This window comes from Streptomyces sp. NPDC001709 (assembly GCF_053596375.1).
This window is the reverse complement of the sequence record NZ_JBSFGB010000047.1, coordinates 47,869-59,339: the sequence shown is the minus strand read 5'-3', so window position 1 is coordinate 59,339 and position 11,471 is coordinate 47,869. Positions and strand designations below refer to the sequence as shown.

Sequence of the window (11,471 nt, the reverse complement as noted above, 5' to 3'; positions counted from 1 at the left end):
CCCTCGGTGTAAACATGGACAGTCGTCCCAGGGTTATCGATTGCAGACCTCACATAGCCTATCCAGCTATCTTTGTACTTCGGGTCCATGTAGTGGGTGAAGGCAGAGGGGTGGCCGGCCTCGCTCGCAGGCTTCCCGCTGGGGCAGTGGATCGCCGACGCCCGCCGCTTCTACGCCCGCGGGGACATGGACGAGGACCGCGTGGAGCAGTTGGAGAAGCTGGGCATGGTGTGGTCGCACTTCGACGTCGCGTGGGAGGAAGGTCTCGCGGCGGCGCGCGGGTGGGCCGAGCAGAATGGGCACCTCCTGGCGCCGTTGGACGCCACGCACCAGGGGTACCGGGTGGGCATCTGGCTGAAGAACGCGCGGGCCGCCGCCCGGAAGGCTGCCGAGATCGAGCAGCGGCGTGCCGAGGGCCTGCCGGTGGGATCGTCGGCCGGGGCGCTGTCGGAGGATCGGCGGGGGCAGCTGGAGGAGATCGACCCCTCGTGGTGCCCGGCCTGGCCGGTGGAGTGGCAGCGCGCCTTCCACCTCGTCCGGTTGCACCTGGAGGCCGGCGGCGAGCTGCCGATGGAGCCGGGCGTCGTCGTGCACCAGGGCGAGGATCTCGGACGGTGGGTGAAGTTGGTGCGGTTCGGCTGGGACAAGCTCACGACCGTGCAGCAGTGGCTGTGTGAGCAGGTCCTCGGAATCGAGCCCGCGACCGAGGACGAAAAGCCGCAGCGTCGTACGCAGGCCGGCAAGTGGGCGCTGAACTACGAGGCTGCCCGGCAGTTCTACGAGCGCGAGGGGCACCTGCGGGTGCCGCGCAAGCACGTGGAGACGATCGTGGTCGGCGTCGACGGCGAGGGCCTGGAGGAGCGGGAGCTCCGGCTTGGGGCGTGGATCGGGAACCAGCGCTCGCGGGCTGCGACGCTGTCGCCGGAGCGGGTGGAGCAGCTGTCCTCGATCGGGATGCGGTGGTCGTAGCGGCGTACGGACGAACAGCGTGGCCGGGCAGGGTGATCCTGTCCGGCCACGCTGTTGACGGTGCCCGTGGTCGGGTTAGGAAGCTGGGTACCGGTTCGGGTCCCTCCTCGTGGGAAGGGACCGAACTTGGGATCAGGTCCTTCTCGGCCGAAGCGTCAGAACGCCGGCCGGGTCGGATGATGGCCGCGTCGTGCTGCTGGAGTCAGCAGGCGTCGGCGAGCTCTTCGATCCGGTCGGCCAGGCGCTGATCGGGGTGGTGGAACTCGCCGCAGGCGTCATCCACCTTGAGGCGTTCCACGGCTTCGCGCAGGACTTGCTCGTAGGGGGTGTGGAGCCAGGTCCGCTGTTTGGGGCGGCGAGCGAAGTTGAGGTCGATGTCGAGGGTGAGGGCCTGGCTCATCCAGTGTTCGGCGTCGCGGAGGTCGCCGCGGTGCAGGTGGAGGAGGTGGAGGCAGTAGGCGGCGGTGGCGTTTCCGGCGCCGGCGGCGTACTGCCACCACCACTGTGCTCCCTCGGGTTTCGTGGCCAGGTTGAGCAGGCAGCCGAAGTGCAGGGCGCCGTCGATGTCGACCGGGTCGTCGGCGATGCCGGCCAGGTGTTCCGCGGCCTGCTTGCTGCGCAGGAGGTCGCAGGACAGTGCCGTCAGGTACCGCTCGGCGCAGTCCAGGCGGGTCGGGTGATGGCCTTGTGGTGCCGGCTGTCCGCCGAACATGAGCACGGCGGTGACGTCCCGGACGATCTCGCGCTTCAGGTCGTCGAGGACGTCGTCGGTGAGCGTGTCCGGAATGGCCGTCTGGTCGAGGATCCTGTCGATGCTGCGCGGCACGTCTACTCCATCTCCTCTACATCATCCAGGCTGATGCCGAGCTTGGCGGCGATGCTCCTGCGGGCCACACGCCGGTGCGTGCGCACCGTCCCCTCGTGGATGCCCATGAACTCGGCGGCCTGCTTCACCGAGTAGCCCAGAGCGAACAGCAGGATGATCACGTCGAACTGGCGCTCCGGCAGGGCGGCTATGGCCGTGTAGAGGCCGATCGGGGACTCCAGGTCCGCCATCTGCGAGCGCATGTCGGACAGCGTGGCACGCACCGCCTCGTAGACGGCGGTGGTTCGGTCGTTTGTTGACGCAGTCCTTGACCGGCCGTCGGCGGTCGGCGCGATCGTCATGCGGGCGTGCGTCTCCACCCGCAGCTTCAGCGCCCGCCAGGCGTAGGCCTCCGGGCCGCCCTCTCCGAGGAGGATGACGTTCCAGTTGAGGGCCAGGTGCGTGTAGAGGTTTCGCACGACCGTCTTGGCCGCCTCCTCGCTGCCCAGGATCGTCGTGGCATATCGCATCTGCGGGCGGGCGTAGCGGCTGTAGAAGGCGTCCAGGCTCTGGGGCATCTCGTACTGGATGCCACGCAAGGTGTTCAGTTCCTCGAAGGAGCTGGGCAGGGTGTGTGCGTCGCTGTCCTCGCTCATCGGCTCAGGCCTCCGTGTCCCGGGCGGCGACCGCGGCGGCCGGCTCGTCGGTGGCGGTGCGGGTGTGCAGGAGCTCGGCGACGCCGACCCGGGCGCCGGCGCGCAGCAGGCGGCGCATCCCCGTACGGATGTCGGGGAGGAAGACGCGGAGGGCGGTGATCACCGCCGTCAGCGCGAACAGATCGTTGTGGGACACGAGACCTCTCGTCCTTCCTGCCAACGCAGCGTCAACTCGCCGTTCTCGCAAGGCTGGTGGCGCTGAAGGACACCGCGGTGTGTCCTCGGCCGCAGCATTTCGGATCAGGGCCCCCAAACGCATAGCGGCAGACCGATCAATATTTGACCCCAAGTGATCACATGTGTACGCACAGAAATTGACCTGCCGGTAAGTTATCATTCGAGCACACTGCGTGAGCAGCGCGGATATCGTTCGGGCGCGAGATCAAGTGGCCACAAGAAACGCCATGAACTGCTTGCGGGGCCATCGAACATGTGGTGGACGTCACAACGCGCAAACGTTTTGTCGGCGCCCCGAAAGAGCGACTCCCCCGCGCCACCCGCCACGCGGATCTGGCGTCATGCGAGCCGAATCCCCTCCGGCGGCGTGCGGACGATCGCCTGCTTCGTCTCCAGCTCAACCAGCCGGCAGTGCGCTGGACCGGCTACTCTTCGGACGCCGTCAGCCGCCACCAACAGCACGGGCTTGCCCAAGGACGTCCCGAGGCTTGCCCGCGCAGCCGGAGGCGGTGTGCCCGGGTCAGGTACGGAAGCGCGAGAACCAGGTGCCGCCGGCCTTCTGTTCGGGCACAACCTGGTCCTGGTGCTCGGGCTCGGTGTACTCCGCTTGGCGTTCGGCGGTGGTGGCCCGCTGCTTGCAGTCGTCGCACAGGTGCGGGTGGGTCTCCCGGGGGGCGTCCCACCCGGCGGGCTCGATGGCCTTCCACCGTTCGTCGGTGAACCGGGTGCCGCACCCAGCGCACACCGGACGGCGGGCCTCCCGCTCGACCCTCTGCTGCTCGGCCGCGCGGCGCAGCTGCTCCTTGTACTCCCGCTCGCGGGCTTCGTACTCGGCCTGCTGGCGGGCGTCGTGGGCTTCGCGGCGGGGGTTGCCGATCGCCTCCAGGAGCGTCTGGTTCTGCGGCCGGCCGAAGCGCCGGAAGACCGCCCCGGCTGGGCCGTGCTCCTTCAGCTGCTTCATGCCGGTGACCACGATGGGGAGCTTGCCGTCGTACATGTGGAAGCCGTCGTGCGCGTCGCCCTGCCAGTGCCGGTGGGTCAGCTCGGCCAACTGCGCGATGACAGTGTTGGGGTTGCGCGGGCCGACGCGGTTGAAGACGAGCAGCAGCGGCGGGTGCGGCTGGTCGCCGTACCGTCCGTCGGGCACCCACCAGCGGGTGCGCCACATCGGCCGCGCCTTGCCGTCGGCGTCCTTCACCTTCCGCTGGCCAAACCGCACGTACTTTTCGATCTTCGCGGCGAGTTCCTGCGCGGACTCGTAGCAGTTGTCGATCTCTACGAACAGCAGCGGCACCCCGTCCTCGGGCGCGGTGATGACGATGTCCGCCTGGGCGCCGCCCTTGCCGGGATTGGACCACGTGCCCGTCGCGGGCAACGCCACCTCGGTCGCGTAGGAGGCGATGGTGCCCAGCCCGGCCGGAGCGTCGACGGCAGCCTGCGCGGCGGCGAGGACATCGGCCGGCTCGCCATCGAGCTGGGTCAGGTCCGGCTTCGGGCGCAGCAGTGCCAACAGGGCCTCGTTGACCGCCATCGGGTGGGAGGCGCCGCTGCGGCCCGCGCCACGGGCCGGGCCGCCCATCTCCCCCACCGGCCGCCCCAACTCGTAAGAGGCGGCCTTCAGGCCCATAGGCGTCAGGTTGCGCAGGGTATCCCCGCCCGAGGTCTTCCCGCCGTTCTCCACCAGGCCGTGCTTGCGCAGATCGGACAGCGCCCCGAGGTGCGAGGCGGTGCGGGCCTGCTTCCGCTCCGAGGGCTTGTCCTTGTCGCTGTGCCGGTAGCTCATGTGCGGGGCCGCAATCTGCTGGATCTGTTCGACCGTCGCGACCTTCAGCACACCCAGCACGCGCAGCACGTCGCCGCGCAGATTGTTCGTCGACCCCGCCGGGTTCGTCTTCCGCTTCCCCGCCATCAGCCCCGCCCCTTCCTCGCCTGCCGCGCACGGCCACCGGCCGGGCGCCGGCCACGCCCGGCCGCAGAGGGCTCCCGGCCCCCGGACCCGATGATCTCCTCCATCACGGACATTCCCTTCAAGTTCAGGAGGAGAGAAGAGGGTTGTGACAACGCGGCGCGCGGCCATATCTGCGTGGTGACCCGGGCTTTCTTCGTCCGGCTCGGTGTCGGGCACCAAAGTGGGTTCCACAGTGGCGTCCCAAGTGCGCACCGCAGGAGGCCGGGGCGGCTTGTCCGGTGCTGGTCGGGCTCATGGTCGGGGTGGGCGCGCCAGGCGCCTGCCGGTGGTCGGTGCGTGGTCATCGTGGTGGCTCCTTCGCTTCGGGCCGCCCTTGGGTGGGCGGTGATCGAGGGAGCAGCGTGCAGCCGGCCCCCTTGTCCGCGGTCTGACGGCGAACAGTGGCGGGCGTGGTCGAGGGGAAACGCGGCCGTGGTCGGGGCGGCGGCGGCCTGGACAAGGGGTCATGGTCGGGCTCGTGGTCGGGCCGACCACAGTGGACAAGGGAGCCGGGTTTGGCCCTTGCAGCCCGATTCGTCCCGTCCGGACGGGGAGGGAGAGTTCTCTGGCCTCTGTCCACAGGTCGGCGGGTCGACCCTGCTGGGGACGTCGCCGTGATCGGCACGGCGACCGTACGTCAGGAGCTGCCCATGGCCCCCATCGTTCCCTTGCTGCCCCCGCACCTGGTCCAGCTCGGCTTTGACTACATCCTGGCGGTGGAGACCGGAGACGACGTCCAGGCCGCACGGCTCGCGCCCGAGGTGGAGCAGCGGCCGGGACTGCTGCCGGGCATCTTCCCCGTGACCGCGTTGTCCGACGACACCGACCCCTGCGCCGACTCGTTCGTCCTGGACGAGGTCGGCGTCATCTACCTGATGGCGATCCGCGCGTGGGCCACGCACGCCCCGCGACTGCCGCGCCGGGGATCGCCCGCACCATCGCCCACTTCGTCGGCCAGGTCCTTGCCGACGCACCGAAGGACGTCATCCAGGCTCTGCAGGTGCTGCGCGCTGAGCAGGTGGAGCAGCGGGCCCGTGCGGTGGTGGACACCGTGGTGGCTCTGCACCTGTAGCCGCAGCACCGGGCGGGTGGGTGGGGCGGTCACCGGTGCGGCCAGCGGCGCGGAGTGGTGCGCATCGGGTAGAGCCGACGAGGTGGAGTGGACCAGTGGAGGCGGTGCATTTCTCCTTGACCTGAGCGGAGGTCAAGGAGAAACGCGGCGGGTGCGCACCGGGTGGATGTGGGCATCGCCCCGTCGATATCGCCTACTCCACCACGATGTTGTCCACTCCACTGGGCTCCACTCGGTGGAGTGGGTGCCGGACACCGCCGGTGCGCACCGACCACCCGCATCGGGTCGGCGCGGGCCCGAGTGTTGGGGACGCGCGGCTGAGCGCTGGTGGTGGGACGGGAGCGCCTGCGCGAGCCACTTGGGGTCAGCACCTGCCGCGACCAGTCGCCCGTACTCATGCTCGGTATCACGGCCAGCGCGGGCCCGCCGGAAGTGGATCCCGATCTCTCCCCGACGGCCTCCTCCCGTGTCGAGGCTGTACCAGCAGTTGCGCTCTGCTCCCCTGTCGCAGTCGCACGGCTTGCACACGCAGTGCTCGCGAGTGGCTTTAAGCGGCATTCCCCACGCCGGGTGGGTCAGATGTGCGAGGAACGCCTCATGGTCCATCGGGACGTCGTGTTCATAGCGCAGCTCGAACTTCCAGCCCAGTCCGTGCGGCCAGTAGTTGAGGGAGTACGGCTTGGTCACCGTGTGGAAGAGGGCGATGCGGCGCAGCAGGCCGCTGGCGACCCACGCGTGGGCTGCTTGCTCCTCCCACCAGGTGGGGTCTGCTGCCAGGTAGGCAGACTCGAATGGGGTCACCGTGGGCGCGTCCCACAGTGGGAGGAGGTCGCGGTCAGGGCATGAGGCCCGGTGTTGGGTGACGATGGTCCGCCACTGCTTGGGGTCCGGCCCAGCGATGGTGACGCGAGCGTCGGTGCCTGCCAATCCGAGGTGGAGGCCGGCTGCGTCGATCCCGAGGAGCCTGACCCCGGCGATGCCTCCCGGCTCCCGTCCTTCGTCCTCGTCAGGCCCGGTGTACTGGGTTGGCAGCAGAGCCTGAAGGCAGTGCTCCGGCAGCGAGTGCTCAGGGCCGAGCTTCGGATCGACCTCCACGACCAGGTGGTCAGCACTGGGATGAACGCGCGCGACGCCGACGGGGTGGGCGCAGTAGTCGATCGTTCCGCCCAGCCGCTCGAACACGGCGGCCTCCAGGCGGGCCTGGTCATGGCTGGCGGCCGGTACTGGGTCTTGCCCTTGGAGGGCTTGGGGGTGCTGGAGGCTGGCCTGGTGCCCGATGCCTGTGCATCGAGCGCGGTAGCGGGCCTTCTGCGTGAGGAGCTCTCCGTGACTCATCAGCGTTCCTGAACTGCGGACCGTCCGGCCCCGGTACGCACAGGTAGGTGCGAACAGGTTGCGTTGTGCAGCATGGGGTCGGGGCCTGGCTCCTTCGCATCCGCCGCAGACATCGGGGCCTCTGGCCGGGGAGCGCCCGCGGATGCTGGCCCACCGATGGGAGGCCGCCCAGCAGTGTGCCGCCGGGACGGGCCACCGGCACAGCTGGCTTGCCGCTGCGGCAGCTCATTCATTCGTCCGGGTGACGGTGCCGACAGCCCTCCTCTGTGCGCGCAGTGGGTGGGGTCAGCGGCCGAGGCCGGCCTTTGGCCCTTGGCGTGGGTCCGGCTGCTGAAGGTGGTGCGTGCGTTGGTCGTCCTGGCCCACCGGGCGCACTGCGTCGGCATCGTCCTGTTCGGCGTACCGGTCCGCGCGGGCGCGGGAGTCGTCGGCCGTCTTGGTGAACGCGTCCTGGAGGTGACGCAGCCGGTCGGCCGTGAGATCGAGGGCTTCCACGTCCGTACGCGACTCCCTCAAGGCCCGCAGCGCCGTCATGTCGATCGCGTCCCGGCGTCCGACCTCCGGCTCCTGGTCGTCGTTCTCGGGGCCGGCGGCCGCGGGCGCGAGCAGCTGCTCGGGCATCGCCGCCTGCTGGTGCGCGACGACGTCGTACGCCCGGCGCCACACGGTGGTGGTGCGCAGCTTCTCCCGCACCACCGCACCGGCGAGGACAGCTCGCTCGTACTGAAGCGGGAGGCGGGGTATCTCCCACTCCGCCGCGTCCTGGCCCGGAGGCCGGGGCGCAGCCGGCTCGCCCGGATCGGCCGGGGGTTGCCGGTCCGGGCCGGGTGCGGGGGTGGGCGGGCGGCGCCGGTCTGGGAGGTCGGACAGGGCCCATCGGGCGGTGTAGAGGCGGTAGCCAGCCTCCAGGCCGCGCAGGGTCTTCGGCTCGCTGATGTCCAGGCAGTGGGTGGAGATGGCGGCGGCCACGATCTGGGCGTCCAGGCCGGGTTCGCGGCGGCGGCCGCGTAGGACGAGGGCGAGGTGGCGGCGGGCTTCGGCGAGCAGGTGGCGGCGGTGGAAGCGGCCGCCGTCGTTCATCACGAACACGGTCGCGGTGACGTCGACGGCCGCCAGGGCGACGTCGACCACGGCGGCGACCCGGGCCCGGATCACGGCAGCCGCGGCGCGCGCGTACTCGAGGAGGGAGTCGATGATGTCGACGGCTACCCCGGAGGTGAGGATGGCGCTCGTCTTCCACCACGCGCGCAGCTGCGCGAGCGGCCGGGTCTTCTGCTTGGCCGGGCGGGTCTTGCGGGCGGCGATCTGGTTCAGCTTGGCGCGGGCCCGCTCGGAGACCACGGGCAGGAACTTCGGCTCGCCGTCGTCGTCGACGGCGGTGACGTACTCGTGCTCCAGCTCGGCCAGGCAGGCGGCGATCTGGTCGCTGCGCCGGGAGGTCCAGCGGATCAGCTCGTGGGGCACCCCGGCGATCTCCATCACAGGCCGGCGCCCCGGGGTGACGGTGCGCGGCTCGGTCGCCAGCCCCAGCGCCTCGCAGACCTCAGCGGCCACGAGCTCGTTGTAGAGCGCTGAGGCGGCGGCGGTGTTCTCGTGCAGGGCCGTGGTGTGGATCGAGCCCCACTTCCCGTCCAGGCGCTGCCCCTTCACGGACAGCAGCAGGTGGTCATGGAGCAAGGGTCGCCCAGAGCGTGCTTCGTAGTGGCGGAAGCGGGCGGCAACCAGACCGCCGGGCGGCCGCACCCGGTAGATGCCGTCCTTGCCGTACCGGATCACCGCCACCTCGTCCTCGATCCACTCCAGTACCCGCTCGATCGCCCGCTCGTGCGCGGCCTCGATCACCCGCCGGGTCTTCTCATCTCCCAGCGCCCACAACAGGTAGATCGTCGGCTGCGGCCGGAAGACGAAGTCGACACCGGTCACCGTCACCCGGCGTCCGAGGGCGCCGGCCTTGAACGCCTTCTCCGGGGAGTCGCCCTTGGCGAGCCGGTCGGCCTCGATCCGGTCCGCGTACGGGTGCCGGCCCCGCTCGCCGAACAGGTTTCGCAGCTGTGCCTCGGTGACCTCCTGCCCCGGCGTCAGTCCGAGCGCGGCCAGGCCGCGGCCCATCCATCGCCCGGCCGGTACACCGGCCTCCTCCTGGGCCTCGCGCAGCGGCGTGCGCGCCGGGCGGCGGCCGTCGCAGACAACGGTCTGGCGCAGGTAGTAGCGGTACATCTGACCGGCTCGGATGACCCTGATATCCACTGTCATGGAGACCACGTCACACGGCTCTGACCTGCGAGAAAAGGCCGATCATCGGTACGTCCCGCCAGGCGGGAGCAGCAGCCGAACTTCTTTCTCAGGTGCCCGCCAGGCGGGAAGCGGCTCCGGCCGACGAGCCAGTGTCATCGCTCTCCAGCAGCACCCCCGCAACGCCCCGGAAAGTACTGGGGATGACCGATGGCCATCCCCAGTACCACTGCCGGCCCTCTTACTGACCAAGGTCAGGGGTTCATCGGCTCTGTTCCCTTGTCCCCGCCCCCGCCGGGAGTGGTTCGTCGCAGACCGGGCAGTAAGCCGTTCCCTGGAGAACCGCGCGGAGCCGGTATCGGCTGACTTGGTCGCAGGGAATGTGAACGGCTGACCAAGGCGCTACCGGGCCTGGGAACTTGTCGAGCGGGATGAGACCGGCTTCCCGCATCCGGTTCCTGGCCTGGTGGGCTTGGATCCGGCTCGTCTTTCTCGCCTGTCGCCGTGCTTCCTCCTCTGCGGCCCGGCGCTTCTCATGGACTCGTCCCCACGCCTGAACCCATATGGGGAACTTCGCCTCCGGGACCTGGCAGGCGACCAAGTACGCCTGGAGGGTGCGTACCGAGCCCGGCAGTGACCTGCGTCGGGAGATTCTCTCTGCCGTGCTGCGGGAGAGAGGGGCGTAGTCCCGTGTCTCCCTGTACCGGCGGTCAGCCCGTCGCTCCATCTCCCGGGTTGAGGGACGCCCGTTCTCCTCCCAGACGCGTGCGAGCGCGGCACCGAGTTCGTCGGCCGTCCGCACGAGACCGGGGCCGGGGGCCGGGGTGTAGCTGACTCGTCCGCTGCCGCTGCGCAGGCTCACGGCCTTGTTCCACATGGCCTGCGTCCGGCTGGGGTCCAGGTCGCAGACCCCTATGTAGCCGGTGAGGGTCTCGTGTGAGGGAGGGATCTTTCCTCCCTCGGCACGTTGGATGGTCGTGACAGAACACTTGATCTTGCTCGCGAGCTGCTCACGTGTCAGCGCCTTGCGGGTGCGGCCTTTGCGCAGGTGTTCGGCTAACTCGCCTATGCCGTTGCCGGCGTTGGCCACCGGACTCGGTGGCCGACCCGTCCGGGTCGACATGGTCTTCGCTCCTTAACGCCTTGCTCAACTGTGCGCCATCGCGACCGCAAGGATGCGGGCCGCCAGGGTGCGGAGCGGGCCGGCGAAGCCGGTGACGGCGAGGCGGACCGTCAGTACGCCGATGCAGCCGGCGGCGGCGAGCAGCGTGAGAACACCAGCAGGCGTCACCGGCGCATTGCCCGGGGAGAGCTGGTTCAGAGCGGCCGCCGTCACCACGATCACGATGATGACCGCCGCGCCGGCGGCCCCCAGGCGCTGCTGAGGGGAGGTGCTGAGGAGCATGGTTCTTCGCTTTCTGTGCCAGCCGCCAGCAGGCGGCAATGACGGGCGCCCGACACGAGGGCGCCCGGCTCCAACCGACTTGATCCGCAGGGGCGTTTGGCTCGCCACGCCGCGTGCCAGCATCGTGCCACTGCGTGAGGCGGCGTCAGGCCGGATCGGGGGCACAAAGTTCACTCCTGCCTCATGCAAAAAAGTTCGCCTCAATGCCATGCCGGAGGCAAACCGCGAGTGTCCAAGGCATTTCTTGAGCCGCGCATGCGCCTGCAACAGCGCCAGTGACATCAAGCTATGGCCAATGCCAGAGCAGTCCGTGATCGCTCTGAGAGCGACCTGCGAGTTCGTCCGCTGGTGTTGTGGCAAGCCATGTTCCGCTTTTCGTGCCATCGGATATTCATGCACCGATGACTCACTTTCACTTGCGTCGTGCTTGTTCCCCTTGGGACGATCCGCTCGCACCCTGTGCCCCAACGGCTCCAACCGCTGCTGAACAGGGCATTCGCGCGCTGGCGTTTGGCTCGTCAGCGCGCACCCCGGTGGGCCGGTGCCTCCTGGCAAGACCGGCCCACCGCACGCCCCCCGGTCGTGTCCCGCGACGTGGTGTAGGGGATCAAGCACTACGCATTCCGGTTCGGGACCCATGACGATCTACGCGCGGGCGGCAGCCCATGAAGCCTGCCGGTAAAGCGGGTTGAACGCCTGATCGGGCGGAGCCACCGTCCCTGGCCTGCGGATTCCGGTGCCTTGATCCCGCACACCACTTGGCGGGTCAGCATCCGCCCCCCTGGACCCGGCCGACGAGTAGCCGGCGCCGC

10 protein-coding genes are annotated in these 11,471 nt (G+C 69.7%); 2 read left to right on the top strand and 8 right to left on the bottom strand.

Going from position 1 to position 11,471, the window contains the following annotated elements; all coding sequences use genetic code 11:
• Window positions 1-96: 96 nt before the first annotated feature.
• Entirely contained in the window at window positions 97-969 is an 873-nt protein-coding gene (locus tag ACWC0C_RS41345; RefSeq protein WP_450869774.1) for a helicase associated domain-containing protein, read from the top strand.
• 202 nt (window positions 970-1,171) lie between these two features.
• On the opposite strand, the gene ACWC0C_RS41340 is transcribed toward ACWC0C_RS41345, so the two are convergent.
• From ACWC0C_RS41340 to ACWC0C_RS41325, 4 genes are all read right to left on the bottom strand, one after another.
• On the bottom strand, window positions 1,172-1,795 hold the full coding sequence (locus tag ACWC0C_RS41340) for a hypothetical protein (RefSeq protein WP_450869773.1): 624 nt from the start codon (window positions 1,793-1,795) through the stop codon (window positions 1,172-1,174).
• Window positions 1,796-1,797: 2 nt separating this feature from the next.
• Window positions 1,798-2,430: an RNA polymerase sigma factor gene (locus ACWC0C_RS41335; protein ID WP_450869772.1), complete on the bottom strand. Its 633-nt coding sequence runs from the start codon at window positions 2,428-2,430 to the stop codon at window positions 1,798-1,800.
• A 4-nt stretch (window positions 2,431-2,434) separates the two neighbouring features.
• Entirely contained in the window at window positions 2,435-2,626 is a 192-nt protein-coding gene (locus tag ACWC0C_RS41330; protein ID WP_450869770.1) for a hypothetical protein, read from the bottom strand.
• Window positions 2,627-3,187: 561 nt separating this feature from the next.
• Window positions 3,188-4,576, bottom strand: a complete 1,389-nt coding sequence (locus tag ACWC0C_RS41325; RefSeq protein ID WP_450869768.1) for a replication-relaxation family protein — start codon at window positions 4,574-4,576, stop codon at window positions 3,188-3,190.
• Between the two features lie 928 nt (window positions 4,577-5,504).
• Between ACWC0C_RS41325 and ACWC0C_RS41320 the strand changes: the two genes are divergently transcribed.
• Entirely contained in the window at window positions 5,505-5,687 is a 183-nt protein-coding gene (locus ACWC0C_RS41320; RefSeq protein WP_450869767.1) for a hypothetical protein, read from the top strand.
• 132 nt (window positions 5,688-5,819) lie between these two features.
• Here ACWC0C_RS41320 and ACWC0C_RS41315 read toward each other — a convergent pair whose 3' ends face one another.
• The 4 genes from ACWC0C_RS41315 to ACWC0C_RS41300 form a co-directional block, all read right to left on the bottom strand.
• Window positions 5,820-6,869 (bottom strand): hypothetical protein, encoded by a 1,050-nt coding sequence (locus tag ACWC0C_RS41315; protein ID WP_450869765.1) that lies wholly within the window; start codon window positions 6,867-6,869, stop codon window positions 5,820-5,822.
• A gap of 438 nt (window positions 6,870-7,307) precedes the next feature.
• Window positions 7,308-9,275 carry a MobF family relaxase gene (gene mobF / locus ACWC0C_RS41310; RefSeq protein WP_450869764.1) on the bottom strand — a complete coding sequence of 656 codons (1,968 nt, stop codon included), beginning with the start codon at window positions 9,273-9,275 and terminating at the stop codon, window positions 7,308-7,310.
• 241 nt (window positions 9,276-9,516) lie between these two features.
• Window positions 9,517-10,377 (bottom strand): helix-turn-helix domain-containing protein, encoded by an 861-nt coding sequence (locus ACWC0C_RS41305; protein ID WP_450869762.1) that lies wholly within the window; start codon window positions 10,375-10,377, stop codon window positions 9,517-9,519.
• Between the two features lie 24 nt (window positions 10,378-10,401).
• On the bottom strand, window positions 10,402-10,659 hold the full coding sequence (locus ACWC0C_RS41300) for a hypothetical protein (protein WP_450869761.1): 258 nt from the start codon (window positions 10,657-10,659) through the stop codon (window positions 10,402-10,404).
• Window positions 10,660-11,471: the final 812 nt, after the last annotated feature.